Origin of the sequence: Bradyrhizobium brasilense (assembly GCF_029714345.1) — a bacterium.
Classification (GTDB): Bacteria; Pseudomonadota; Alphaproteobacteria; order Rhizobiales; family Xanthobacteraceae; genus Bradyrhizobium; species Bradyrhizobium australafricanum.
The window spans coordinates 3619493-3645717 of the sequence record NZ_CP121669.1; the positions used below are offsets into that span (position 1 = coordinate 3619493).

Annotated in this window: 25 protein-coding genes; 12 read left to right on the plus strand and 13 right to left on the minus strand. The window is 64.6% G+C overall.

Translation table 11 applies throughout. The features are described 5' to 3' along the window. Nucleotides 1-161: 161 nt before the first annotated feature. Entirely contained in the window at nucleotides 162-1052 is an 891-nt protein-coding gene (locus QA635_RS16805; RefSeq protein ID WP_283070440.1) for a hypothetical protein, read from the minus strand. A gap of 315 nt (nucleotides 1053-1367) precedes the next feature. Then, nucleotides 1368-2195 (minus strand): isocitrate lyase/PEP mutase family protein, encoded by an 828-nt coding sequence (locus QA635_RS16810; protein WP_283070442.1) that lies wholly within the window; start codon nucleotides 2193-2195, stop codon nucleotides 1368-1370. A gap of 112 nt (nucleotides 2196-2307) precedes the next feature. Between QA635_RS16810 and QA635_RS16815 the strand changes: the two genes are divergently transcribed. After that, complete coding sequence (locus QA635_RS16815) at nucleotides 2308-3252, plus strand: LysR family transcriptional regulator (protein ID WP_057018384.1); 945 nt, start codon at nucleotides 2308-2310, stop codon at nucleotides 3250-3252. Nucleotides 3253-3281: 29 nt separating this feature from the next. Here QA635_RS16815 and QA635_RS16820 read toward each other — a convergent pair whose 3' ends face one another. Then, the gene (locus QA635_RS16820) at nucleotides 3282-3605 is read right to left on the minus strand and encodes a DUF1476 domain-containing protein (RefSeq protein WP_050387668.1); all 324 of its coding nucleotides are present in this window, start codon (nucleotides 3603-3605) and stop codon (nucleotides 3282-3284) included. Between the two features lie 349 nt (nucleotides 3606-3954). Here QA635_RS16820 and purC point away from each other — a divergent pair, with 349 nt between their 5' ends. From purC to QA635_RS16840, 4 genes are all read left to right on the plus strand, one after another. After that, nucleotides 3955-4722 (plus strand): phosphoribosylaminoimidazolesuccinocarboxamide synthase, encoded by a 768-nt coding sequence (gene purC, locus QA635_RS16825; RefSeq protein WP_016843454.1) that lies wholly within the window; start codon nucleotides 3955-3957, stop codon nucleotides 4720-4722. 15 nt (nucleotides 4723-4737) lie between these two features. Then, nucleotides 4738-4977 (plus strand): phosphoribosylformylglycinamidine synthase subunit PurS, encoded by a 240-nt coding sequence (gene purS, locus QA635_RS16830; protein WP_026192985.1) that lies wholly within the window; start codon nucleotides 4738-4740, stop codon nucleotides 4975-4977. A 12-nt stretch (nucleotides 4978-4989) separates the two neighbouring features. Continuing rightward, nucleotides 4990-5691 (plus strand): phosphoribosylformylglycinamidine synthase subunit PurQ, encoded by a 702-nt coding sequence (gene purQ / locus QA635_RS16835; RefSeq protein ID WP_283070448.1) that lies wholly within the window; start codon nucleotides 4990-4992, stop codon nucleotides 5689-5691. Between the two features lie 63 nt (nucleotides 5692-5754). Next, a complete protein-coding gene (locus tag QA635_RS16840) occupies nucleotides 5755-6717 on the plus strand; it encodes a tripartite tricarboxylate transporter substrate-binding protein (RefSeq protein ID WP_283071684.1) in 963 nt (320 codons plus the stop codon). Between the two features lie 117 nt (nucleotides 6718-6834). Here QA635_RS16840 and QA635_RS16845 read toward each other — a convergent pair whose 3' ends face one another. Then, complete coding sequence (locus QA635_RS16845; protein WP_283070449.1) at nucleotides 6835-7812, minus strand: DMT family transporter; 978 nt, start codon at nucleotides 7810-7812, stop codon at nucleotides 6835-6837. A gap of 225 nt (nucleotides 7813-8037) precedes the next feature. On the opposite strand from QA635_RS16845, the gene pstS reads away from it, so the two are divergent. Then, nucleotides 8038-9099, plus strand: a complete 1062-nt coding sequence (gene pstS / locus QA635_RS16850; protein ID WP_283070452.1) for a phosphate ABC transporter substrate-binding protein PstS — start codon at nucleotides 8038-8040, stop codon at nucleotides 9097-9099. 14 nt (nucleotides 9100-9113) lie between these two features. Here pstS and QA635_RS16855 read toward each other — a convergent pair whose 3' ends face one another. The 3 genes from QA635_RS16855 to QA635_RS16865 all read right to left on the minus strand — a co-directional run bounded on the left by QA635_RS16855 (nucleotide 9114) and on the right by QA635_RS16865 (nucleotide 13337). Then, on the minus strand, nucleotides 9114-10124 hold the full coding sequence (locus QA635_RS16855) for a methyltransferase (protein WP_283070455.1): 1011 nt from the start codon (nucleotides 10122-10124) through the stop codon (nucleotides 9114-9116). 248 nt (nucleotides 10125-10372) lie between these two features. Further along, nucleotides 10373-12607: an alkaline phosphatase family protein gene (locus tag QA635_RS16860; protein ID WP_283070457.1), complete on the minus strand. Its 2235-nt coding sequence runs from the start codon at nucleotides 12605-12607 to the stop codon at nucleotides 10373-10375. 250 nt (nucleotides 12608-12857) lie between these two features. Then, nucleotides 12858-13337 (minus strand): PaaI family thioesterase, encoded by a 480-nt coding sequence (locus QA635_RS16865; protein WP_092088532.1) that lies wholly within the window; start codon nucleotides 13335-13337, stop codon nucleotides 12858-12860. Between the two features lie 173 nt (nucleotides 13338-13510). On the opposite strand from QA635_RS16865, the gene purL reads away from it, so the two are divergent. After that, nucleotides 13511-15742: a phosphoribosylformylglycinamidine synthase subunit PurL gene (gene purL / locus QA635_RS16870; protein WP_283070461.1), complete on the plus strand. Its 2232-nt coding sequence runs from the start codon at nucleotides 13511-13513 to the stop codon at nucleotides 15740-15742. A 97-nt stretch (nucleotides 15743-15839) separates the two neighbouring features. Here the strand turns inward: purL and QA635_RS16875 are convergent, their stop codons facing one another. Then, nucleotides 15840-16100: a GlsB/YeaQ/YmgE family stress response membrane protein gene (locus tag QA635_RS16875; RefSeq protein ID WP_016843463.1), complete on the minus strand. Its 261-nt coding sequence runs from the start codon at nucleotides 16098-16100 to the stop codon at nucleotides 15840-15842. A gap of 107 nt (nucleotides 16101-16207) precedes the next feature. Next, a complete protein-coding gene (gene soxR, locus QA635_RS16880; RefSeq protein ID WP_057018397.1) occupies nucleotides 16208-16684 on the minus strand; it encodes a redox-sensitive transcriptional activator SoxR in 477 nt (158 codons plus the stop codon). 131 nt (nucleotides 16685-16815) lie between these two features. Between soxR and QA635_RS16885 the strand changes: the two genes are divergently transcribed. Continuing rightward, on the plus strand, nucleotides 16816-17931 hold the full coding sequence (locus QA635_RS16885; RefSeq protein WP_283070464.1) for an efflux RND transporter periplasmic adaptor subunit: 1116 nt from the start codon (nucleotides 16816-16818) through the stop codon (nucleotides 17929-17931). A gap of 33 nt (nucleotides 17932-17964) precedes the next feature. Then, nucleotides 17965-21045 (plus strand): efflux RND transporter permease subunit, encoded by a 3081-nt coding sequence (locus QA635_RS16890; protein WP_283070466.1) that lies wholly within the window; start codon nucleotides 17965-17967, stop codon nucleotides 21043-21045. A gap of 93 nt (nucleotides 21046-21138) precedes the next feature. Here the strand turns inward: QA635_RS16890 and QA635_RS16895 are convergent, their stop codons facing one another. Next, nucleotides 21139-22323, minus strand: a complete 1185-nt coding sequence (locus tag QA635_RS16895) for an acyltransferase family protein (protein WP_283070468.1) — start codon at nucleotides 22321-22323, stop codon at nucleotides 21139-21141. A 187-nt stretch (nucleotides 22324-22510) separates the two neighbouring features. Between QA635_RS16895 and QA635_RS16900 the strand changes: the two genes are divergently transcribed. Further along, complete coding sequence (locus QA635_RS16900) at nucleotides 22511-22684, plus strand: DUF1328 domain-containing protein (RefSeq protein ID WP_024582607.1); 174 nt, start codon at nucleotides 22511-22513, stop codon at nucleotides 22682-22684. 123 nt (nucleotides 22685-22807) lie between these two features. Here QA635_RS16900 and QA635_RS16905 read toward each other — a convergent pair whose 3' ends face one another. Next, entirely contained in the window at nucleotides 22808-23167 is a 360-nt protein-coding gene (locus QA635_RS16905) for a DUF427 domain-containing protein (RefSeq protein ID WP_057018401.1), read from the minus strand. Nucleotides 23168-23354: 187 nt separating this feature from the next. Here QA635_RS16905 and QA635_RS16910 point away from each other — a divergent pair, with 187 nt between their 5' ends. Together QA635_RS16910 and QA635_RS16915 are read left to right on the plus strand one after the other, a co-directional pair. Further along, on the plus strand, nucleotides 23355-23591 hold the full coding sequence (locus tag QA635_RS16910) for a BolA family protein (RefSeq protein WP_016843470.1): 237 nt from the start codon (nucleotides 23355-23357) through the stop codon (nucleotides 23589-23591). Nucleotides 23592-23624: 33 nt separating this feature from the next. Next, entirely contained in the window at nucleotides 23625-24806 is a 1182-nt protein-coding gene (locus tag QA635_RS16915; protein ID WP_283070474.1) for a low temperature requirement protein A, read from the plus strand. 9 nt (nucleotides 24807-24815) lie between these two features. Here QA635_RS16915 and QA635_RS16920 read toward each other — a convergent pair whose 3' ends face one another. Both QA635_RS16920 and egtD read right to left on the minus strand, forming a co-directional pair. After that, nucleotides 24816-25211, minus strand: a complete 396-nt coding sequence (locus tag QA635_RS16920; RefSeq protein WP_283070476.1) for a DUF4345 domain-containing protein — start codon at nucleotides 25209-25211, stop codon at nucleotides 24816-24818. 27 nt (nucleotides 25212-25238) lie between these two features. After that, a complete protein-coding gene (gene egtD, locus QA635_RS16925) occupies nucleotides 25239-26207 on the minus strand; it encodes an L-histidine N(alpha)-methyltransferase (RefSeq protein ID WP_057018404.1) in 969 nt (322 codons plus the stop codon). Nucleotides 26208-26225: the final 18 nt, after the last annotated feature.

Here is a 26225-nt window from a genome sequence, read left to right on the forward strand (position 1 = left end):
CTCTTGGCATTGCCTGAGGCTGGCTGCAAGCCGCGACCTGCGATGAATCGTCAGGTCTGGTAACGCCTCGGCCGGGCTTGCGGTGCTGGCGCCAGCATACCAGATTCAGGAAGGCGCCGCCTCGGGCAATCCGGGGCGGCGCAGGCATGCTTCGCCCGGCGTCAGAGCGAGAAGGTTACGGCGGCGGGCCCGCAGCTCAGGCCGGCCGTGTTCGGCACGGCCGTGTCGCTGGTCCAGTTGTCCTCGCCGTCAGTGGTCTTGTACAGGAACTGGCCGTCGGGTCCCTGGTGCAGGACGTACAATGTGTCGTTGAACACGACCGGCGCGGCATTGCCGAAATTGCCCGGCGTGTCGGGGACCTGGCGGTCGGCTCCCCAGCTGCCAATGCCGTCGAACCGCTTGAAGAAGAAGAGACCCGTGGGGTCGTTGAAGAACAGGTAGATCCAGTCCTTGTAGGAAGCTGCGCCCGGACCGTTGCTGAGGCCTTCCGTGCCGGCAACCGGATTGCTTCGCCAGGTGCTGCGGTCGAAGGTCGCGTACCAGAAGCGGTTCATGTTGCCGGGTTCGCTATAGCCGGGCCCGCGGCCGAACACGTAGAGCGTGTCGCCGCGCACGACCGCGGCCGGGGTGTCGACGTTCTGGTAGGCGACGGAGATGAGATGGTTGGTTCCGGATGTGTTGATCTCGGGTCCGAAGCTGATGCCGTCGTAGGTCTTGTACATCAGGTCGGACTGGCCGGGATTCGAGTACAGCAGATAGATCAGGCCGTCATACACGGCGGCCGCCACGCCGCCGCCAACGCCGGCCATGTTGGGCACCTGGGCTGCCGCCGTCCACAGCTCGCCGTCATAGACCCTGTAATAGAGGGACTGGTTGATGGGATAGAACACATACAGGTTGGTGTTGAAGACGACGGCTGCCGGCGTGTTGCTGATCCAGGTGTTCCCCGGCATCGGGACATCGCCGCTCCAGGCCTCGCCGTTGAAGACGTTCGTAAAAAATTGCGGACTGTTTCCGACGCCCTTGTGCAGGGAAAACAACCAGCTCTTCATTTTGGAAATCCCCCATGGCGACGAGACGCCGCCTCTGATCATCGGTGTAGATTGATCGACGTGCGCAGGATCGATTGGAATGACCTGATCGTACGCCTGCGCCCGTCGTGTTCTACGTCCGATTCACCGATGGTTGTGTGAAGCTGTTCACTCACCCTGGAGGAGGAGGCCATATATGTCGTGCGCAGACTGAGAATCGAGGCCGCGCAAGGCACGCCGCGACGTGAGTGGCGACTTGTCGGAAGACGGATTTCGAGGAGATGAGAGAAGCGCGAATAGCGAATGGATGCTTTCCGATTCGCTACTCGCTGCTTCCTATTCGCCTTTAGCTGCGGCGAATGCCGCGCGGACCTCCTTCACCGGCGCCATGTCGCGGACGAAGCTGAATGCGCCGTTGTCCTTCATCTCGCGGGCACAGCGCAGGAACGCAGCCAGCGCGTGGCGCTGCATCGCGCCGCCGACGCTGATGCGCTTGACGCCGGCGGCGGCGAGCTGCTCGACGGTCAGGGTCGGATCGGCAAAGCCCATCACCAGGTTGAACGGCTTCTTGACCGACGACACCACGGTCTTGATGGTGGCGAGATCGTAGAGGCCCGGCGAATACAGCACGTCGGCGCCGGCGGCCTCGAACGCCTGCAGCCGCTTGATGGTGTCGTCGAGGTCCTTGCGGCCGTGCAGGAAATTTTCCGCCCGCGCCGTCAGCGTGAACGGGAAGGGCAGCGCCCGTGCGGCTTCAACCGCCGCCTGGACCCGCTCGACCGCCAGCGAGAAATCATAGATCGGGCGCTGCGGGTCGCCGGTCGAGTCCTCGATCGAGCCGCCGACCGCGCCGGCCTCGGCGGCGAACCGGATCGCCTCGGCCGCGAGCTTCGGCATGTCGGCGCCGCATTTTTCCAGATCGGCGTTGACGGGCAGGTCGGTGGCCTCGGCGATCACCCGGCAATTCTCGATGATCTCGTCGAGGCTGACGGTCGAGCGGCCAAGCGTGTTGGCGAGCCCGAGGCTGGTGGTCGCAAGCGCCTCGAAGCCCATGGATGCGAGCAGCTTGGCCGTCCCGGCGTCCCACGGATTTGGAATGATGAAGGCGCCGGGCCGCTGATGCAGCTCGCGAAACCGTGCTGCCTTGTCCGCCTGGGTGCGCATGTGAACTCCTGCTGTTGTCAAAAGCGGCTGAAAGCAGCGATAGGGCGGTTTCGCCCATCAGACAAATTTGTTATTTCTCTCGATATCATCAGCTTTTTGCATGAGGAGAGCGATGGACAGCGACGCGCTCAACACGTTCCTGGTGGTGCATCGGCGCGGCGGGATCTCGCATGCCGCCAAGGCGCTGCATCGCTCGCAGCCGGCGATTTCGCGGCGCATTGCGCTGCTCGAGCAGGAGCTCGGCGTGCCCCTGTTCGAGCGGATCGCGGGCAAGACGCGGCTGAGCGATGCCGGGCGGGTGATGGTGCCCTATGCCGAACGGGCGGTGGCGGCGGCGCAGGATGCCGAGAACGCGGTGCGCGCGCTGCTGCGCGACAATTCCGGCCCGGTGGCGCTGGCGGTGACCGGCACGCTCGCCGGCGAGCGGCTCTCGAATGTGTTGAAGCGCTTTGCCCGCCGGCATCCGGACGTTGCGCTGACGCTGCGCACCGCCACCAGCGCCGAGGTCAGCGACCTGATCCGGCGCGGCGAGGCGACGATCGGGTTGCGCTACGACCGCGACCGCTCGCGCGACCTCGATTGTGAGGTGCTGTTTGCCGAGCCGCTCGGGGTGGTCTGCGCGCCGGACCATCCGCTGGCCGGGCGCCGGGTCGGCAAGCTTGCCGATCTCAGGGATGAGCGGTGGATCGCCTTCCCGGAGGTGCCGGGACGCCGCGAAATCACCGCCTCGCACGTCTTCGCCCTGTTCCTGACGCACGGGCTCGGCGAGGTCGCCTGGACGCCGGTCGACAGCCTGACGGCGCAGAAGCGGCTGGTCGAGGCCGGGCTCGGGATCGCGCTGCTGTCACAAAGCAATGCGGCGGAGGAATTGGGTAGCTCCAGGATCGCGACGATCCGCGTCGGCGATCTCGCCGCAAGTCACGAAGTCGTCGCCGTGACGCGGCACGGCGGCTTCCTCAGCGCCGCCTCGCGCCGCCTGCTCGACATCCTCCGTGCCGACTTCACCAAGACGAGGGGCACAAACACGTCGCGCCGGAACGGCGTCCGGCGCGCGTAAAAGTCGACTTGGTAGGATGTCCCGGGAACTCAGCTTCCCGCCTTGACCTGCGCCGCGGCCACCGCCAGCAGTTCATCCATCTTGGCGCGGATATCGCGCTCGGTGGCGGGTTGCCCCTTGGCCGTGAGGTCCTTCAGAACCTTGTGCAGCACGTCATTGTCGCCGGCTTCCTCGAAGTCGGCGGCGACCACTTCCTTGGCATAGGCGCTGGCGGCGTCGCCCGTGATGCCGAGCTTCTCGGCCGCCCACAGGCCGAGCAGCTTGTTCCGGCGGGCTTCAGCCTTGAACTTCTGCTCCTCGTCGAGGGCGAACTTCTTCTCGAAACCTTCCTCGCGCTTGTTGAATTCGCTCATGGCTGAAGTTCCAATTCCCTTGCTGAATGAGGGCCGCCGCGCGTTGCGGCAGCCCCGATGCCTGCCTAGATAAGTGGGAGGAATCGGCAAGACAACGAGCCGTTAAGCCGCAGGCAAAACTGGCGGAATCGGCCCTTTATGATAGGGCGGTATAAGTGCCCTCAAGGAGGCACTATCGATTGTGCTGGATGGGCCAATCGGATAGGTTGCCAACAGGCATGGTTCTTGTTCTGTTTCCAGTTGGATTGCCCAGGTTCCAGGCCTCCGCGGCAGCTCCGTCGTGGGTCGTAACCCCAAGTCATCCGGAGCACCCAAATCCATGGATTTCAACAAAACACGGTACATCCCAATGAGCCGTCGACGCCGTATTTATGAAGGCAAGGCCAAGGTGCTTTACGAAGGCCCCGAGCCGGGAACCCTGATCCAGCACTTCAAGGACGACGCGACCGCGTTCAACGCCAAGAAACACCAGGTGATCGAGGGCAAAGGCGTCCTCAACAACCGGATTTCGGAGTACCTGTTTCAGCACCTCAACGACATCGGGGTACCGACCCACTTCATCCGCCGCCTCAACATGCGCGAGCAGCTGATTCGCGAGGTCGAGATCGTGCCGCTCGAGGTGGTGGTGCGGAACGTGGCCGCCGGCTCGCTGTCGCAGCGGCTCGGGATCGAGGAGGGCACCCAGCTGCCGCGCTCGATCATCGAGTTCTATTACAAGAACGACCAGCTCAACGACCCCATGGTGTCGGAAGAGCACATCACCGCCTTCGGCTGGGCGACGCCCCAGGAGATCGACGACATCATGGCGCTGGCCATCCGCGTCAACGACTTCCTGACCGGCCTCTTCCTCGGCATCGGCATCCGCCTCGTCGACTTCAAGATGGAGTGCGGACGGCTGTTCGAGAACGAGATGATGCGGATCATCGTCGCCGACGAGATCTCGCCGGACTCCTGCCGGCTGTGGGACATCAAGTCGAACGAGAAGCTCGACAAGGACCGTTTCCGCAGGGATCTGGGTGGCCTGCTCGAGGCCTATACCGAGGTCGCGAAGCGGCTCGGCATTCTGATTGAAAACGAGCGGCCGGCCGGCAGCGGCCCGGTGCTGGTGAAGAGCTAAGCTGAAGGGACGACCGTGAAGGCACGTGTGACTGTGACATTGAAGTCGGGCATCCTCGATCCGCAAGGCAAGGCGATCGAGGGTGCGCTGAAATCGCTCGGCGTCGATGGCGTCGCTAGCGTTCGCCAGGGCAAGGTGTTCGACATCGAGCTCGCCGCGACCGACAAGGCCAAGGCGGAGGCGGCGCTGAAGGCCGCCGCCGACAAGCTCTTGGCGAATACCGTGATCGAGAACTATCGGGTCGAACTGCTCTAGGCCGCATCGAAAATGAAATCAGCCGTCCTCGTCTTCCCCGGCATCAACCGCGAGCGCGACATGGCGCGCGCGCTCAAGCTCGCATCCGGCAATGAGACCGCGATGGTCTGGCACGCCGAGACTTCGCTGCCCAAGGGCACCGACCTCGTGGTGGTGCCCGGCGGCTTCTCCTATGGCGACTACCTGCGCTGCGGGGCGATCGCGGCGCGCGCGCCCGTGATGGACGCGGTGCGCGACTTCGCCGCCAAGGGCGGGCTCGTGCTCGGCGTCTGCAACGGCTTCCAGATCCTCTGCGAGTCCGGGCTGTTGCCGGGCGTGCTGATGCGCAATGCGGGGCTGAAGTTCATCTGCCGCGACGTGCATATGCGCGTCGAGCGCTCCGACACCCCGTTCACCCGCGGCTACAATGCCGGCCAGGTGATCCGCGTGCCGGTGGCGCACGGCGAAGGCAATTACGAGGCGGACGAGGAGACGCTGAAGCGGCTCGAAGGTGACGGGCGGGTGCTGTACCGCTACTGCTCGCCGGAGGGCGTGGTGGACGAGGCCTCCAATTTGAACGGCGCCGCGCATTCGATCGCCGGCATCGTCAATGAGCGCGGCAACGTGCTCGGCATGATGCCGCATCCCGAAAACCACGTCGAAGAGATCATGGGCTGCACCGACGGCCGCGGCCTGTTCGCAGGCCTGGTCCAGCAGTTCGAAAAGGCGGCGTAATCACCATAGCGTTTTCGAGCGAAGTGGGGACCGGTTCGCGTGAAGAAAACGCGTCAGAATAAAATGCTGCGGCGGTGGTGCGTTGCCGCGGCTGCGGCGCTTCTGCTTGCGACGTCGGCCTACGCCCAGGACTTCCCGAAGCGTCCGATCACGATGATCGTGCCGTTCACGGCCGGCGGCACCTCCGACGTCATCGCCCGCGCGGTGGCCGACCAGATGGGCACGGCGCTCGGCCAAAGCATCATCATCGAGAATGTCGGCGGCGCCGGCGGTTCGACCGCGCTCGCCCGCGCCGCGCGCGCCGAGCCGGACGGCTACACCATCGCGATCGGCAATGCCGGCACCAACGCCGCGACCTACACGATCTATCCGAAGCTGCCGTTTACGCCTGACTCCTTCGCGCCGATTGCAGTGGTCGCCAAGACCTTCGGCATCGTCGCGCTGCGCAAGGACTTTCCGGCCAAGGACCTCAAGGAATTCATCGACTACGCCAGGAAGAATCCGGGCAAGGTCAATCTCGGCCATGCCGGCGTCGGCTCCTCGAATTACCTGATCTGCAAGAGTTTCGTGCATGCCGCCGGCATCGACGTGCAGCTGGTCGGCTATCGCGGCGCGGCGCTTGCGCTGACGGACGCGATCGGCAGTCAGATCGACGGCGTCTGCGATGCCGCGGCCTCGGTGTCGCAGGCGATCGACGACAAATTGGTGAAGGCGGTGGTGGTCGGCTCGACCGTGCGGCTGGCCTCGCTGCCGGAACTGCCGACCTCGGCCGAGGCCGGACTGCCCGAGTTCGAGGCGCAGGGCTGGAACGGCCTGTTCGCCCCCAAGGGCACTCCGCCCGAGATCATCGCCAAGCTCAACGCTGCCGCGCGCACCGCGGTTGCAAGCGAGGCGGTGAAGAAGCGTTTCGCGGACCTGTCGACCGTCGCCCCCGACACCAGCGAACTCGCGCCCGAGGTGCTGCAACAACTCGTGACCCGCGACGTCGCGAAATACCGCGCCCTGCTGGCAGACGACAAGAAGTAATTCTTGTTGGTCATTCCGGGGCGCGTCGTTAGACGCGAACCCGGAATCTCGAGATTCCGGGTTCGATGCTAGCGCATCGCCCCGGAATGACGTGGCTTGCTGAGACTGCTATGGTGCTCACAGCCGCCTGAGCCAGCGCTTGACCGCTTCGCCCGGCACCGTCATCGCGGCGACGCCGGCCATGACCAGCAAGAGGCCGAGCGCGAGATTCGACGGCACGGATTCCCCGAGCAGGATCACCGACAGCGCGACGCCGATCGGAATGCGAAGATAACCTTGCGCATTCGTCGTCAGCGTGCCGAGCCGGGTCAGGCACACGTAGAACAGCATCAGGCCGAACGCGCTGGAGAAGATGCCCATCACGACGGTGGCGACCAGCGCCTGCGGCGTCGGGTGCAGCGTCCAGGGATGGTCGACGATCAGGGCGACCGGCAGCAGCACGGTGCCGCCGAACAAGAGCGAGCCGGCCGCCACGACCATCGGATCATAGTCCGACAGCCGAAGCCCGAAGATCGTGGCGCAGGCGAACGAGACGGTGGCGAGCAGGATCGCGATCTCGGCGAAGATCTCCTTGCCGAAGCCTGAGAGTGCGTCGAGGCCGATGATCGCGACCGTGCCGGCGAGGCCGAGGATCGCGCCGACCAGCTTGTGCAGAGAGGCCGGCTCGTGTCGCGTGATCGCCCAGGTGATGAGGAAGGCGAAGATCGGCGTCGTCGAGGCCAGCACCACGGTGTTGGATGCCGGCACGTAAAGCTGCGCCCAGGTGATCACCAAAAACGGGATCGTGGAGTTGATGGTCTGCTGGAAGGCGAACAGCTTCCAGGCCTTGAGGTCGGTCGGGATGCGGATGCCGCGAATGCGCAGCACGATGAGCAGGAAGGCGGCGGCCACCAGCGAGCGCGCGGAAATGAAGGTCACCGGCGGGATCGAGCCGAGCCCGATCTTGGTCAGCGGGTAGGTCGAGCTCCAGCAGCAGGCCAGCGCCAGCAGCAGCGCATAGTCGCGCCAGCCGCGCGCGCCCGGCGCTGGCGTGGGCGAGGTGGGCACTTTCGCGGGAGCCGTCACGCCGCCCGTTTTCGCTGTGCTCTTCGGCACCTTGATTTGGCTCCCTTCGCGCATTGGCGCGCGAAGCAGCAATCTAGCGCGGCGGCGCGATGCAAGGCTAGGGTATTGAATTTACGCCGATATCCCGCTTGGAGGAATTGGTGCGGGCGCGTCTGAGGGACTGAGGCTGGAGGCGTCCCGACGCCTCCGGCGTATGTTACCGTTTTGTGACTTGGCCCACACGGGTGTCTGCCTCGTCCTGCTAGGCTCAGCAGCATGACGAAGCATTTCAGATTACCGATCATTTTCACTGCGCTCGTTGTCGCAACGCAATGCTTCGCTGCGGAGACCAGGGGCGCCGGCTCGACCTTCGTGTCGCCGGTGATGGCGAAATGGATCGATGCCTACAAGGCCAAGACCGGCAACACCGTCAGCTATCAATCGGTGGGTTCGAGCATCGGCGTCGGCCTGATCAAGAAGGCCGCCGTCGATTTCGGGACGAGCGATATGCCGCTCGATCCGAAAGAGCTGGACAGGCTCGGCATGGTGCAATTCCCGATCGTGATCGGAGGCGTCGTGCCGGTGGTCAACATCGCGGGCGTCAAGCCCGGCCAGATCCAGTTCACCGGACAGCTGCTCGCCGACATCTATCTCGGCAAGGTCAGATCGTGGAGCGATCCGGCCATCCAGGCGGTCAATCCCGATCTGAAGCTGCCGCGAACGGCGATCACCGTCGTGCATCGCCTCGATGGATCGGGGACGACGTTCAATTGGTCGAACTATCTTGCGAAGGTCAGCGCGCAGTGGAAGGCAAGCGTCGGAGAGGGCTCGTTGGTCGAGTGGCCGGTCGGGCTCGGCGGCAAGGGCAATGATGGCGTCGCCTCGCTCGTCAGTTTGATTCCCGGGTCGATCGGCTATCTCGAATATGCCTACGCGCTGCAACGGCTCGACCGGATTTCCTTCGGTCTGGTGCAGAACAGTGCCGGCAATTTCGTCACCCCGGACGCCGCATCGTTCCAGGCTGCGGCGTCGAGTGCGGACTGGACGGCGACGCAGGATTTTTACCAGGTCCTCACCAACGCTCCCGGCGAGGACGCATACCCGATCACGGCCACGACCTTCGTCCTGATGCACAAGCAGCCGAAATCGCCCGATGGGTCGGCAACCGCGATCGACTTCCTGCGCTGGTCATTGCAGAGCGGCAAGCCGCAGGCTCAATTGCTCAACTACGTTCCCCTGCCGGCCACGCTGGTCGAGCAGATCGAGCAATATTGGCAGCACAATTTCGAGGCGCTCACGGCGTCGGCAGCGGCGTCCGGAAAGCGGACTGATCGGTAGACCACGCGAATACGCTACTTAAATCCGATCACCATCGAATCCGGGCCAACGAGCGGTTCGACCCGCGTTCGGGAAAATCCGACGTCGCGCATCCAAGCCTGACAGTCTTCGCCTGTGTAGTCAAACCCACCGGCGGTTTCGATCAGCATATTCAAGCTCATCAAAAGCCCGAAAGCGTTTTCGCGGCGATCGTCATCGATGATGGCGTCATAAACAATGATTGCGCCACCTTTCGGAAGCGCATCGAATGCCTTGCCGAGAAGCGCCCGTTTCTTGGCAAGGTCCCAATCATGAAGGATGTGACCCATGATGATGACGTCAATCTCCGGCAGCGGGTCCTCGAAGAAGTTTCCTCCCCGAAACCGCACCCGATCCTCCAGCCCGCGCTGAGCGATAAATTCCTCGAACACCGGCTTGACCGCGGGAAGGTCGAAGCCGATGCCGGTGAGGTGCGGATGGTCGTGTGCGAGCGTGGCAGGCACCATGCCCTGAGCCGAACCGAGATCCATGAAAGTCTTGTACTCGCTCCAAGGGAACTTGCCGGCAATAGCATGCGCCGCACCCGCGCTTATTGCGCTCATCGCGGTCAGAAATCCCCGCAACCGATCCGGATCGGCATACAATGCCGCAAATAAGTCTTCTCCTCCGCCCTTGCCCTCGTTCTGCAATTCGCCGCTGCGCAGGGCCTCCGTGAGCGATCCCCAAAAGCCATAGAGCCGGGCATTCGCCATCTCCAGAATGCCTCCGATGTAGGATGGCTTGGCGCGATCGAGATACAGGTCCGTGTCCGGGGTGTTGCTGTAGATGCCGTTCTCGCGCTCAAGCAATCTGAGCGCCACCAGCGAATCGAGGAAGTCGCGGGCCGATCGCTGATGCAACGCAAGCGTCCTTTGCAGCGTCGGCAGGTCGGCGGGGCCATCGGCCAACGTACTGAACACGCCCAATTCGACGGCGCTCAAGAGCGTTTTGGACGCCCAAAAGCCCATACCAATCTGCATAATATGTTCCGGTGTTGCCGCGCTCATGACTTGATCCCAATTGGTTGTCACTGCCGATGCAGCCGGGTGAACATGTCGCCCCTGGTTCGGGCCTGGTGCGCCGGGAGGGTGGCAGGGGTTCACCACGGCGTCATTTCAAATAACGGCGAATAAATTTGATTTTGACACTTCCGTTCGGTGAACGCCAGTGGCGCAGGATTGGCGAGAACGAATCAGCGATGGACGCCGCTCCGGCGTCCATCGCGTGAGCTGTGCCTGAAATGCCGGACCATGCTCTAGCGCAGGACCTGGCCCAGCACCTCGCCGTCGACCTGCTGCGGTGCCGAACCGAGGATCCGCATGATGGTCGGCGCCACGTCGATATTGCGCATGTGCCGCACCACGGTGTCCTTGCGGATCTGCGGGCCCGCGGCGATGAACGTCGCGCTCATCACCGGAAGCTCGGGGTCGTGACCGTGGGCGCCATAGAAGTTCGGCATCGACAGCATGGTGGTTGCCGCGTTGAACGGCGCGTCGCCCTGGCGCGCGACCCCGGGGTTCTGGATGCCGTCGAAGTTGTAGCCGGGCGCCATCAGCGCGAACACGTCGCCATAGTCCTGGCCGATGGTCTTGCTGATGCATTGTCCGGTTCCGGCGTCGCATTGCAGCGGCCGGGTCTCGACGACGGTGAAGATGCGCTGGTCCTTGAGTGAGTAGTTGAAGCGGGCGTTGGGGTCGACCGCGTTCTTCACCGCGTCGGTGATCTGCGCCACCAGTGTGCGGTAGGTCGCCAGATCAACGGTGCCGCCGAGCTCGCGGTTCTGCAGGTTGACGTAGATGTCGGCGGCGGGACCGGAGGTGCGGATCCCGACCTTGCTGGTGTCGATCCCGGCGTTGCGCAGGATGTTGGTGAGATTGACCGAGGTGTGGAACGGCGCGAAGCCGTGGTCCGACACCACGATCACGTTGCTGTCGCGGCCCGCCGCATCGGCGATCTGCTTCACCGCCTTGTCGGCCGTCTGGTAGGCGAAACGGATGTAGGACGCGTAGCGCTTGACCTTGGCAGCATCCTGGTTGCCGCCGATCGAATTCGGGTCGGTCGGGGTGGTGCCCTGGCGGGGATCGGTCAGCAGGAACTGGTGCTCGGAGCCGTCGGGCTGCTCGATATAGACCATGACGAGGTCGGCGTCCGGATGGGTCTTGATCGCGCGCTCACCGATATTGGCCTGGTAGCGCACGAAGGTCTTCACCATGTCCTCGAACATCGTCTCGATCTCGACGTCGGGGAAGCCCGTGAAGCCCGGGCTCAGGCGCTCCGGAATGCGGAAGTCGGCCTGCGGACGCCAGAACCCGATGTTGTTGTTGATGTCGTCGACGTCGGCGAGCACCGGCGTGTTGCGCGGGATGTAATTGGCGCCGTAGCGGGCGAAGCGCACCACCGAGAGATCGGGAGACAGCGCAGAGACGAAGTACGCGGCACCAACCTTCGCCCCGCTGCCTTCAAAGAAGAACGGTGCATTCTCGCCGCCAAACTTGACGTAGGCCGGCCCGGTCGACGGCGCGTGGAACGGTCCTGCGGTGATGCCGCGGTTGGCATCGAAGAACACCAGCGTGTCGTAGTTCACCTTGCGATCGTTGGTGGTGTCGATCGCGGCGACGCGGATCGAATATTTGACGTCGAGCGTCGAGGCATTGGTGCAGGTCGCGGTTGCCGCGGCGGAGCAGGAGAACGTCTCGATCGGTGCGGAGGTCACCAGCACCGGGCTGAACGAGAAATGGCCGGCAGCCTGCAGCGCCGTCACGATGCTCGGGTCGGCCGTGAAGTCGCCTCGCGACAGCGAGAAGCCCTGGGCCCCGATGCCGCCGAACGCGCCGAACGGGACCGTGAAGTCGGTGATGCGGGTCGGCTGGGCCGGCTGCACCACGGTCTTGTTGATGGAGATGTCGGCGCCGTCGCCGCCGGGCCAGGTCGCCGTGACGACCTTCTTGCCCTGCTGGCGCAGCTGCACCCACAACGGCACCGCCGTCGGATGCGGCGATGGCCCGAGCGGATTCTCGCTGTAGCCGCCGATCGGTGCCGCAAAGCCGCTGATGCTGCCGGAGATCGGCCCGACGATCGGCTCGAACGTGTTCGAGGGGATGTCGTTGTGGACCGCCGTCGAGCCGGTCGCGATGGCAATATGAGACACCGCGGTGAGCGACGGTGACGCCGTCACGTTCTGCAACGCCACCGCGCCGCGCCGGCTCAGCCGGGCGAGGCCGCCGTCGCGCGGCAGTACGCCTTCCTCGATGAATTTCTGGATGAAATCGGGCTTGGCACCGTCGAGCGAGATCATCACCACGCGCGGCTTGCGGCCGTGATGACCGCCGTCATGATCCTGGTCTTGATCCTGATCGTGACCGCGAGCATCGCCAACGCCGCGATCACCATTATCGCCGTCTTGACCGGCGCGCGCCGGAGTTGCAGTCCACGCCAGCGATGCGACAAGCGACATCGCCGTCGTAACGGAAACGAACGTCTTCAATTTCATGAGAATGCCCCAACTTCGCTGCGCGAACGCACAAACGGAAACCGTTCAACAATCTTCGGGGGCTTGCCTGACGCGCATGTGACGCGCGCGCGACGACGCAACGACAGTGCGTCGATGCGTCACAACCGCAGTTCGTATTGCCTCACGCGAAGAACGCGCGTGAACACAACGCGCTAGAGCTGTGCTGTCGATTCAATCCGTGGCGATGTAACGGCTGGATGACGGCGTGCGTCCACAGACGTCACGCGCTTTACGCCGTTGCCTGCGCCGGCGTCCTGCGCTTCACCCGCTTGATGGTGCCGGAGAAGGTGAACAGCGGCCGCTCCGCCGATGTCAGCATGCCCCGCACGAAGATCAGCGACATGCCGGCGCGGGTGACCTCGCCGGTGCACTCGATCAGGTCGCCCTCGCGGGCGGCGTCGAGGAATTCCGAGGCGAACGACACCGTGACGCCGGGGCCCTGCAGCACCGAGCCGGCGAGCGCGAACAGGCAGTAATCCGCGAAGGTCATGAAGCAGCCGCCATGGACGTTGCCGGAGCCGTTGAGATGCTTCTTGCCGACCCGGAACGCGCAGGTGATGCGGCCGTTCTCGTCCATGCGGTGGTAAAACGGGCCGGTATGGGTCTCGAAATTGTCCCGGGTCCAGGTTCGCCAGCCGGCGAATTCGCCCTCGGTTTCGACGTGCAGGTCGGGGCGGCGGTTGAATGCGGTTTTGGCGAGCTCGTTCACGAAATATGGCCTTCAATTATCGGGTTCGGGTCCTTAAATCCGATCCATCCCCATTGTGCAAATCCCGGGACCAAATCCCGGGCCGCGGCCAGCTGCCGCAAAGCTCTGGACAGGCCGGAAATGGGCCCTAAAAGGCCTTTTCGCCCCCGTTCTATCTACCTATTAAGGGTCCCATGAACGCGCCCAAGAACGACGCCAAGAACGAGCCCCAAATCACCCCCGAACTCGTCGCCGCCCACGGGCTGAAGCCGGACGAGTACGAGCGCATCCTGAAGCTGATCGGGCGGGTTCCGACCTTCACCGAGCTCGGCATCTTCTCGGCGATGTGGAACGAGCATTGCTCGTACAAGTCGTCGCGCATCCATCTGCGCGGGCTGCCGACCAAGGCCCCCTGGGTGATCCAGGGCCCCGGCGAGAATGCCGGCGTGATCGATATCGGGGACGGGCAGGCCGTGGTCTTCAAGATGGAAAGCCACAACCATCCGAGCTACATCGAGCCCTACCAGGGCGCGACCACCGGCGTCGGCGGCATCCTGCGCGACGTCTTCACCATGGGCGCGCGCCCGATCGCCTGCCTGAACGCGCTGAGCTTCGGTGCGCCTGAGCATCCCAAGACCCGGCATCTGGTGTCCGGCGTGGTCGCGGGCGTCGGCGGCTACGGCAATTCCTTCGGCGTGCCGACGGTCGGCGGCCAGGTTCGCTTCCACACCCGCTACGACGGCAACATCCTGGTCAATGCGATGGCGGTCGGCCTCGCCGATGCCGACAAGATCTTCTACGCGGCGGCCTCCGGCGTGAACATGCCGATCGTCTATCTCGGCTCCAAGACCGGCCGCGACGGCATTCATGGCGCCTCGATGGCCTCGGCCGAATTCGACGACGCCTCCGAGGAGAAGCGCCCGACCGTGCAGGTCGGCGATCCCTTCGCCGAGAAGCTGCTGCTCGAAGCCTGCCTCGAGATCATGGAAAAGGGTTGCGTGATCGCGATCCAGGACATGGGCGCGGCGGGCCTGACCTGCTCGGCGGTCGAGATGGGCGCCAAGGGCGACCTCGGCGTCGAGCTCGACCTCAGCGCGGTGCCGACCCGCGAGACCGGCATGAGCGCCTACGAGATGATGCTCTCGGAGAGCCAGGAGCGCATGCTCATGGTGCTCAAGCCCGAGAAGGAGAAAGAGGCCGAGGCGATCTTCCGCAAATGGGGGCTCGATTTCGCCATCGTCGGCTACACCACGCCGACCAAGCGCTTCGTCGTCAAGCATGCCGGCGACGTGATGGCCGACCTGCCGATCAAGGAGCTCGGCGACGAGGCGCCGGTCTATGACCGTCCGCATGTCGCCTCGAATGCGCTGCCGGTGATCCGCGGGCAGGACGTCAAGCCGCCGCTCGGCATCGCGGATGCGCTGGAAAAGCTGATCGGCACGCCCGAGCTGTGCTCGAAGCGCTGGGTGTGGGAGCAGTACGACCACGTCATCCTCGGCAATACCATGCAGCGCCCCGGCGGCGATGCCGCGGTGGTTCGCGTCGAGGACGGACCGAAGGGCCTTGCGCTCACCGTCGACGTCACGCCGCGCTATTGCGAGGCCGATCCGTTCGAGGGCGGCAAGCAGGCGGTCGCGGAAGCCTGGCGCAACATCACTGCGGTCGGCGGCCGGCCGCTCGCGATCACCGACAATCTCAACTTCGGCAATCCGGAGCGGCCCGAGATCATGGGTCAGTTCGTCGGCTGCCTGAAGGGCATTTCGGAGGCCTGCCGCACGCTGGATTTCCCGGTCGTGTCCGGCAACGTCTCGCTCTACAACGAGACCAACGGCCGCGGCATCTTGCCGACGCCCTCGATCGGCGGCGTCGGCTTGCTCGACGACTTCACCAAGTCCGCGACCCTGGCGTTCAAGGCGGCGGGCGAGGCGATCCTCTTGGTTGGCGAGACGCAGGGCTGGCTCGGCCAGTCGGTCTATCTGCGCGACGTCTGCGGCCGCGAGGAGGGCGCTCCGCCGCCGGTCGATCTCGCTGCCGAGAAGCGCAATGGCGACGTGGTGCGCGGCATGATCCATGCCGGTACCGCGACCGCGGTGCACGACGTCTCCGACGGCGGTCTTTTGATCGCGCTCGCCGAAATGGCGATCGCCAGCGGCATCGGCGCGCAGCTCCTGGCGGCGCCATCCTCGATCGTGCTGCATGCCTACTGGTACGGCGAGGATCAGGCCCGCTACATCGTCACCGTGCCGGCCGCCGACGCAGGCCTCGTGCTCGCCAAGATGAAGGGCGCCGGCGTGCCCTGCGCGCGCATCGGCACCACCGGCGGCGACGCGATTGCGGTGGCTGGGGAGTCGCCGGTTGCGGTCGAAAGCCTGTCGCGCGCCTTCGAGCACTGGCTGCCGAACTACATGCACGGCACTGCCGCCTGATCCGGCTGGATCAGGCGCCGCGAGCAACGATTCAATGGCGCGATGAACCCATCATCGCGCCATTTCTATTCCGAACGTGATCCCTTCGGATCATGCCTTATGTCGCGCCGCGGACCGCGCGCCAGGCAAAGATGATGATGCAGGCGCCGATGAAGCCGGCGACGAGATAGCTGAGCCAGCCTCCGCCGAGCGACACGCCGAGCAGACCCAACAGCCAGTTCGCCAGCGCGGCGCCGACAATGCCGAGGATGATATTCATGAAGATGCCGGTCCCGGACTTCATGAACATCTCGGCGAGCCAGCCCGCCAGTCCGCCGACGATGATGGCGGCGATCCATCCAACTTGAGGGTCGTTCATCTCAGGACTCCCTAGGGTCAAGCAGTCCGGCCAGCATACCTGAGAATCACCTGGCGGGATGTGACCAAAGGCAGGTTGTGCGCAACTTGTCGGCCGCGAAAATGCCGTTAGCCCCGCCGCTTGCGCCGCGCCCGGCGTTCGGCCGCGGTGATCAGGATGCGCGGGCCCGGCCCCTGGGCGCCGAGCTTGTCGTCGCAGTTGCGCAGTGGGCAATCGGTCACCGACAGGCAGCCGCAACCGATGCAGTTGAACAGCTTGTCGCGGAGATCGGTGAGATCGTTGATGCGCTGCTCGAGCGTCTCGGTCCAGGCCCGCATCGCGCGCTCCCATTCGCGCACGGTCGGCGCGCGATCGAGCGGTATCGCGGCGAAGGTCTGCCTGATCTCCTCCAGCGGGATCCCGGCGCGCTGCGCGATCCTGATCACCGCGATCCGCCGCAGCACCCCGCGCATGTAGCGGCGCTGGTTGCCGCCGGTGCGCCGGCTCGCGATCAGTCCCTTGCTCTCGTAGAAGTGAAGGGTGGAGACGGCAAGTCCGCTGCGCCGCGCCACCTCGCCGACTGAAAGCTCCTGCGCAAGCGTCATTGCAAATCCTGGATTAGAAGTCCTGCAAGCTGCCAGCCTTGACCTCAACCATACTTGAGGTTCTATATCAGTTGCGGGCTTGCAGGGGCAAGCTTCCGGCCGACACGCCGGGGTTCGTTCTTGGAAGCAATATGCCGTCCGCATCATTTTCGTCGCGCCGCTGGCTCGGGCTTCGTGCCAGGCCGTTCGGCATCACTGTTCTGTTGCTCGCCTGTGCCGCGGCCGGCTTGTTTGCTTGGCGCGCAGGCGGATCGAGCGCCTCGGCCAAGCCCACCGTCGAAGCCCCGCCGACGCCGGTCGCGGCGATGGTGGTACGGACCGAAACCTTGCCGCGCTCGATCGAGGCGATCGGCTCGCTGCAGGCGGTGCGTCAGGTGATTCTGGCGCCCGAGGTTGCCGGCCGCGTCACCGCGATCAATTTCGATGCCGGCATCGATGTCGCCGAGGGCGCGCCGCTGGTGCAGCTCTATGACGCGCCGCTGCGCGCCGCGCGTGCGGTTGCGGTCTCCAAGGGACGTTTCGCGCAATTGCAGGAGAAGCGTTCGCAGGGCCTCGCGCCGTCCGGCTTCGTGACCCAGGAGACGCTGCAGCAGCGGCAGGAAGATCTGAAGCAGGCCGACGCCTCGCTCGACCAGCTCGATGCCCAGATCGCGCAGATGACGATCCGCGCGCCGTTCGCGGGCCAGGTCGGTCTGCGCAAGGTCAATCTCGGCCAATACGTCAATGCCGGCGATGCGCTCGCGACGCTGACCGCGCTCGACCAGCTCTATGCCAATTTCACCGTTCCGCAGCAGCGCCTGTCAAATCTGAAGGTGGGAGGCGCGGTGACGATCCGTACCGATGCTTTCCCCGATCGGGTGTTCGAGGCCAAGATCAACGCCATCGAGCCGCAGGTCGCCGAGGACACCCGCAATGTCCTCGTGCAAGCCCTGTTTCCTAATCCCGACCGGCTGCTGCGGCCGGGCCTCTTCGTGATGGTGAACGTCGTGCTGCCGCCGCAGACGGACGCCATCGTGGTGCCGGTGACCGCGATCCAGACCAGCGCATCCGGCGAGAGCGTGCTTGTCGTGCGCGACAACAAGGCGGTCGGCGTCGCTGTGAAGACCGGGCAACGGATCGGCGAGCGTGTCGTGGTGGAGCAGGGGCTTGCGCCCGGCGATCACATCGTCACCGCGGGCCAGCTCCGCGTCATGCCCGGCGCGGCCGTCCAGACGACCATGGCGGAGACGCCGGAGAAGGGACGCTGACCCGCGAGCGGTAGGCGACCAAAGGCAAGCATCATGCATTTCACCGACATCTTCATCCGCCGGCCGATTCTGGCGACGGTCGTCAGCCTGCTGATCCTGTTGATCGGCACCGCAGCGATGGTCTCGCTGCCGGTGCGGCAATATCCCAACATGGAGAGCGCGACGATCCAGGTCGACGTCTCGTTCCCCGGTGCGACCCAGGACGTGATGCAGGGCTTCGTCACGTCTGTCATCGCGCAGTCTATCGCGACCGCCAACGGTATCGAGTACATGACCTCGAACTCGACGCTTGGCCTCAGCCAGATCAAGGCCAAGCTGGTGCTCAACGCCAATGCCGACCGCGCCATGACCGAGGTGCTCGCCAAGGTGCAGCAGGTCAAGTACCGGATGCCGGCCGGCGTGTTCGACCCTGTCATCACCAAGATCACCGACGGCGCCTCGGCGGTGCAGTACATCGCCTTCACCAGCGACACGCTGACGCCGGCGCAGATTACCGACTTCGCGACCCGCGTGGCGCAGCCGCTGCTCACCTCGGTGCCCGGCGTGGCGTCGGCCGACACCTCGGGCGGATCGTCGCTGGCGATGCGGGTGTGGATCGATCCGTTCAAGCTCGCGGCACGCGGGCTGACCGCGGCCGATATCTCCGCCGCGCTGCGGTCCAACAACGTGCAGGCGGCGCCGGGGCGGCTGCGCGGCGAGATGACCGTCACCAACATCACCGCGGCGACCGATCTGCGCAATCTCGACGATTTCCGCAAGATGGTGATCAAGACCGGCGCCGGCGGCGGAGGCCTGGTGCGGCTCGGCGACGTCGCCACCCTCGAGATCGGCGGCGAGAACTACGATTCCAATGCGCGCGACAGCGGCAGGCCCACCGTCTACATCGCGGTGCAGCCGACCCCCGACGGCAATCCCCTGGAGATCGTCGCCGCCACCGCCAAGGTGATCGAGGACCTCAACCGCGTGGCACCGCCCGGATTGAAGGTCGCCGACGTCTTCAACATCGTGCACTTCGTCAAGGCCTCGATATCGGAGGTGCAGCATTCGCTGGCCGAGGCCATCGCGATCGTGGTGGTGGTGATCCTGCTGTTCCTGGGCTCGTTCCGCTCCGTGCTGATCCCGGTGGTCACCGTGCCGCTGTCGCTGGTCGGCACCGCCGCGATGATGCTGGCGCTCGGCTTCTCGATCAATCTGCTGACCCTGCTCGCGATGGTGCTGGCGATCGGGCTCGTGGTCGACGACGCCATCGTGGTGGTGGAGAACATCCATCGCCACATCGAGGAAGGACGGAGTCCCGGCAACGCCGCGCTGATTGGCGCGCGCGAAATCATCGGTCCCGTGATCGCGATGACGATCACGCTCGCCGCGGTCTATGCGCCGATCGGCCTCATGGGTGGCCTGACCGGCAGCCTGTTCCGCGAATTCGCCTTCACGCTGGCGGGCTCGGTGGTGGTCTCGGGCGTCATCGCCCTGACCTTGTCGCCGATGATGAGCGCGCAGTTGCTCGGCGGAGCCACCTCGCACGGCCGGTTTGCCCGCTTTGTCGAGCATCAGTTCTCAAGGCTGTCGCGCGGCTACGGCCGGCTGCTGGCCGCGACGCTCAAGATGCGCGCAGCGGTGCTGCTGGTGGCATTCGGCGTGCTGGCGGCGATCGTGGTGCTGTTCCTCGGCAGCCAGCGCGAGCTCGCGCCCTCCGAGGACCAGGGCTATGTGTTCACCGTGCTCCGCGCGCCGCAATATGCCAGCGTCGATTACACCACGCGCTCCTCGGACCAGATCGAGCAGCTGTTTCGCTCGTTTCCCGAATACCACGCGAGTTGGTTCATCAACGGTACCGACGGGCAGAACCATGCCTTCGGCGGCATCACCCTGACCGATTGGGACAAGCGCAAGCGCTCGGCCAACGACATCCAGAACCAGCTCTACGGCATGTCCTACGGCGTGCTCGGCGCCAGCGTGACGCCGTTCCAGCCGGCGGCGCTGCCGGCGGCGACCGGCGGCCTGCCGTTCCAGATGGTGGTGCGCTCGGCCGGCGATTTCGCCACCATCTATCAGGAGGTCGAGACGCTGAAGGGGGCCGCATGGAAGAGCGGGCTGTTCGCCTTCGTCGACAGCGATCTCGCCTTCGACAGCCCGACCGCGCGAATCACAATCGATCACGCCAAGGCGGCAGAGGCCGGGGTCAGCATGCAGACCATCGCCGACACTCTCGCGGTGCTGGTCGGCGAAAACTATGTCAACCGCTTCAATTTCTTTGAACGCTCCTACGAGGTGATCCCGCAGGTGCGCCAGGCCGACCGGGTCACGCCGGAAGGGCTCGGAAACTTCAACGTCCGTTCGAGCTCGGGGCAGATGTTTCCGCTGTCGACGGTGATCAAGGTCAACGTCAAGCCGGAGCCGAACCGGCTGCCGCAGTTCAATCAGATGAACGCCGCGACGATCTCGGCGGTGCTGAAACCCGGCGTCACCATGGGGCAGGCGGTGTCGTTCATGCAGGCGCAGAAGCTGTCGCCGGGGATGACCGTCGACTGGCTGTCGGACAGCCGGCAATATGTCCAGGAGGGCAACCGCCTCATCGTCACCTTCGGCATGGCGCTGATCGTGATCTTCCTGGTGCTGGCGGCGCAGTTCGAAAGTTTTCGCGATCCGCTGGTGATCATGGTCACGGTGCCGCTCGCGGTCTGCGGCGCGCTGCTGCCGCTGTATTTCGGCTTCACCACGCTGAACATCTATACGCAGATCGGCCTCGTCACCCTGATCGGGCTGATCTCCAAGCACGGCATCCTGATGGTGAGCTTTGCCAACGAGATCCAGCACCACGAAGGGCTCGATCGGGTCGCCGCGATCCAGAAGGCGGCCGCGGTGCGGATGCGACCGGTGCTGATGACGACAGCCGCGATGGTCGCGGGCCTTGCCCCGCTGCTCTATGCCGACGGCGCCGGCGCGGCGAGCCGCTTCGCGATCGGGATCGTCGTGGTGATGGGCATGCTGATCGGCACGCTGTTCACGCTGCTCGTGCTGCCGACCTTCTACATCCTGATCGCCCGCGACCATCGCGCGGCGGCCGCCCCGCGGCTGGAAAGCGTGGCGGCGAGGGGCGAGATCGCGGCGTAGGGCGGGTAGAGCGCCGCGAAAACCACCATCTCGATGCACGGCACGGAGGTGATGGGTTTCGCTGCGCTCTACCCATCCTACGGCCTCATCGAACTAAAGCACGTATCTCGAACCCGGAATCTTGCGCAGCACGGCCGTGACCGCCCAGCTCAGCGCCACGGTGGCGAAGAACGCGATCGCGGCCTTAGCGAAGGCGGGCAGATCCATATCGAACAGCCAGTATTGCAGCCACAGCACGATCGGATAGTGCACCAGGAACATGCCGTAGGCGTCGCCCTGCATACGGTCGAGCAGCGTCGGGCCCGACGATTTCGATTGCAGGAAGTAGGCCAGGATCGCGAATAGGATCGAGGCGCTGAACAGCACATAGAAGGTACCATAGATCCCGAGATACCAGCCGGGCAGCGGATCGGGGTTACCGATGATCATGCGCTTGATGTAGATCATCACCCACATCAAACAGTAGGGGATCAGCGTGATGCCGGTCCAGAACCAGCGCCTCTCGGTCAGCCGTCCGTGGGCGCTGAGCACGCCACCCTCGAGGTTCGCCGCCCCGATTCCCGCTCCGATGAAGAAATAGGACGCATACAGCAGCACGCGGCTCGCCTGCACCGAAAACGGTCCGAACTCGAACCAGTAGTTCTGGCCGTAATGGATCAGCATCGGCAGGTAGGCTGCGGCACTGACGATGACGAGGAACAGCCAGAACTTCGAGGGACGTTGAAATCCCTTGATCGACAGACGGTTGATCGGATCGAGCAGACGCGGCGACACCCGGTACAGAATGCTCGCCGTCAGGTCGAAGGCCATCAGGACATAGACGAACCAGATCGGGCCGCTTGGCCACGGCCCGATCGTCATGGTTCTCCACCAGAATTCGGAGAAGCTCAGCCCCGGCGTCGCGCGCAGCGCGATCGCGTAATAGGCGATCGGAATGACCGTGACCGCGCAGATCACGAACGGCAGGCCGAGCCGCAGCAGCCGGTCGCGCAGGAAGATCAGCCACGGCTTGTTGCCGAGCCCCGGCCAGACGAACAGCCCCGACAGGAAAAAGAACATCGCCATGAAGAAGCTGTCGGTGGCGAGCACCACGCAGTCGAAGCCGATCCACGATGTCGGGTCGGTGTGCCCGAAATAGGTGTAGGGGATCACCGCGTGGTGCAGCAGCACGACCAGGGTCAGGAAGGTGCGCGCGCGGTCCAGCGCGACATTGCGCTTGTGGAGCTTCGGTGCTGCCTGGATGTCGACGGCCGGAGCCGCGTGAGCAATCGATTTCATGGTGCCACCAGCCGGGTCTGCACCCTGATGTTGCAGTCGGGAACCTGATTCAGCAAGGCCCAATCGGCCGGACGGGGGAGTATCGAGGTCGGTCATCTCGGCGAAGCTGTTTCGTCTTTGGAACTGCGGTCGGGTGCGGGCGTTCTCGTCCGACCTGGCGGACACGCGCGGTTATGAGGAGCGGGTAATGACAATTCTGAAATGGGCGCTGATCTTCCTTGTCGTATCGATCATCGCGGGTTTGCTTGGCTTCACCGGCATTTCCGCCGCCTCCGCCGACATCGCGCGCTTTCTGTTCTATGTGTTCGTCGTGATCTTCCTGGTGCTCCTGATCCTCGGGCTCACGATATTCAGGGTATAGCTGGGATCGGGGCCAAGCGCTCCCGACGTCATGCCCGGGCCTCGCCCGGGCATTGCCGTTTTGCAGGCTGGGTCAGCGCGCGACCAAAGGCCGGGCGAGGCCCGGCGCTTGCGGCAGGCGACCCTAGGCGACTTCCTCGATCTTCACCTTGTCCGGATAGAAGGCGAGATGGCCGGCGATCTCGGTCATCGCCGGGAAGGGCTCCTCATAGGTCCAGATCGCGTTGTCCAGCGTCTTGCCGTTGGCCTTGATGCTGAAGTAGTTCGCGTCCCCCTTGTACGGGCAATGCGTGGTCCGCTCGGTGCGGGTCAACAGCTCCATGTTGGCGTCCTGCCGGGGGACGTATTGCACGGCCGGATAGCTCGCTTCCTTCAAGGTCAGCGCATGGGTAGTCTCGGCGATCACGACGCCGTCGGCGATGACGCGGACGCGCTTGGCATTGGGCGTGATCGTGATGGGATGGTCGGGGCCGGGGAGCTTCATGATTCTGCGCCTCTTCTGGTCATTTCGGTGTGATGGCTTGTGACCGATTGATGCAGGTTTAAATCGCTGGGAATGGGAATATAGTGTGCCCGGGATGACCTAGAAGACCCCAAGGGCTAGGTTTTATCCTTAGGTTTATCTGGCCGATCTGGCCCTGATTCGAACGACCTGACGGAGGTGGACTGGGATGCCGATGGACGCCCGTGATATCGAATCGATGATCAAGGCAGCGATTCCCGATGCCGAGGTGACGATCCGCGATCTGGCCGGCGACGGCGACCACTACGCCGCCACTGTTATTTCCGAGTCATTCCGCGGCAAGTCCCGCGTCCAGCAGCACCAGATCGTCTACCAGTCGCTGAAGGGCCAGATGGGCGGCGTGCTGCACGCGCTGGCCCTGCAGACCGGCGTGCCGGAAGGCTAGGGCCCGGCAAAGCTGCGGGCGGGGGCCTCAAGCATGGTGGACAATCCGCGTGGCGCGATGTTTCGCGTCATCGTGCCGAACCAGCACAGCCGCGTCACCAATGCCGAGCTGTTCTTCGACCTCGTCTTCGTCTTCGCCGTCACGCAGCTGTCGCATACGCTGCTGCACCACTTCACCCTGCTTGGGGCGGTGCAGGTCACGCTGCTGTTCCTCGCGGTGTGGTGGGTGTGGGTCTACACCACCTGGGTCACCAACTGGCTCAATCCCGAGCTGACGCCGGTCCGCCTGCTGCTGTTCGTGCTGATGCTGGGCGGGCTGTTGCTGTCGACCTCCATACTGACCGCCTTCGAGGGCCGCGGGCTGTGGTTCGCCGGGACCTATGCGGCAATGCAGGTCGGCCGCACCACGTTCTGGCTGCTGGCGACGCCGCGGCGCCGGACGGCGGTGCGCCACAACGCCATCCGCATCCTGACCTGGCTGTCCTGCTCGGCCGTGCTGTGGATTCTCGGCGGATTCGCCGAACATGAGACGCGGATGTGGCTCTGGATTGCGGCGCTGACCATCGAATATATCGCGCCGGCCGCGCGATTCTGGACCCCTGGGCTCGGCTTTTCCTCGATCGAGGCGTGGTCGGTCGAGGGCGGCCACATGGCCGAGCGCTGCGCCGGCTTCATCATCATTGCGCTCGGCGAGGCCATCGTGGTCGATGGCGCGACCTTTGCCGAACTGACCTGGACGCCGGAGAATGTCGCCGCTTTCATCTCGGCGCTGGTCGGCAGCATCGCGATGTGGTGGATCTATTTCCACAAGGGCGCCGAGGCCGGCTCGGACATGATCTCCAAGTCAGAGGAATCCGGCCGCGTGGCACGGATCGCCTATACCTATCTGCACATGCCGATCGTCGGCGGCATCATCCTCACCGCAGTGGCCGACGAACTGGTGCTGAAGCACCCGTCCGGTCATTCCGATCTGAACACGATCGTCAGCTCGGTTGGCGGGCCCATGCTGTTCCTGGTCGGGACCATCCTGTTCAAATATGTGATCCGCAACTTCCTGCAGCTGTCGCACGGCGTCGGCATCGTCGCGCTGGCGATCACGGCCTATTTCGCCCGCGAGATGTCGCCGCTGGTGCTCTCGCTCGTCACCACCGCGATCATGATCGTGGTCGCCGCATGGGAGTCGATCTCGCTGCGATCGACGGGAGAAGAGGAATAGCGGCCGCCGTTACTTGCGGCCGGCCTTTGCTACCAAATGCTGCCAATAGACGAACAGCGGTGCGCCGATCACTTCGAGCGCGGTGAAGCCCACGAAGGGCAGCGGCGGCAAGCCGACCATCAGCATCGACAGCAGCCTGCCGATGCCGCCGAGGAAGATGCCGCCCCAGACCACCCGAAACAGCACGCTCCCGCTTTCGATCCGCGGCACCAGCCAGAGCAGCGCGAGGCCGAGACCGAGCCAGACCCCGCCGAAGAAGCGCAGATTGCTGTCGAGCACCGGCAGCGCTGGGACCCCCGCGGAGGCGTAGAGCGGATCGCTGACGCCCAGCATGGTGATGATGCCGGTCAGGATCGGGACCAGGGCGAGCAACGCCGTCGCGATCTGCAGCGGACGCCTGCCCATGATTTGCCCCGTCTCTTGGTTTGGGCGCTAGTCCGCGACCAGTGCGTGCACCGAGAACATCGTGTTGGCGTCGGTCCAGCTTTCGCGCACCGTCCAGCCCGCGCTGCGGGCGAGCGCGGTGAAGCGCTCGAGCGAGTATTTGTAGCTGTTCTCGGTGTGGATGCTCTCGCCCGGACGGAACGCAAAGGTGTTGCCGAGGATGCGCACGGTCTGCGCCTTGCGACTGATCAGGTGCATCTCGATGCGATGGCGATCGCGGTTGTAGATCGAGCGGTGCGTGAATCCCGACAGATCGAAATTGCCGCCGAGCTCGCGGTTGATGCGAACCAGCACATTGAGGTTGAACCGCGCGGTGACGCCGGCTGCGTCGTTATAGGCGTCGTACAGCACGCGCTCGTCCTTCTCGAGGTCGACGCCGATGATCATCTGCGCGCCGTGGCCGAGGATTTTTCGCGCGCTGCGCAGGAAGGCCAAGGCCTCGCTCGGCTCGAAATTGCCGAGCGTCGAGCCGGGGAAGAAGCCGACCTTCGGCATCGTGGCGACGGCCTCGGGCAGCGTGAACGGCGTGGTGAAATCGGCAGCGACCGGGTAGATGCCGAGGCGAGGGAAATCCTTCCGCAGCCCGTCGGCCTGGGCTTTGAGGAAATCGCCTGAGATATCGACCGGCACATAGGCTGCGAATTCGCAATGCTCGAGCAGCAGGCGCACCTTGGTGGTCGCGCCGGCGCCGAACTCGACCAGCGCCGCGCCGTCAGGGATGATCGCGGCGATCTCGTCGCCGCGGTCGCGCAGGATGCCAAGCTCGGTGCGCGTCGGATAATATTCCGGCAGCACCGTGATCTGCTCGAACAGCTCGGAGCCGGTGGCGTCGTAGAAATATTTCGGCGACAGCCGTTTCGGGTGACGGGCGAGATCGCCAATCACGTCGCCGGCAAACACCGATGTCGCTTCGTCGAACGGATACGCTTTGGCCAAAGCGGCGGCATGCACATTCATGATACTCTCCCGAACGCG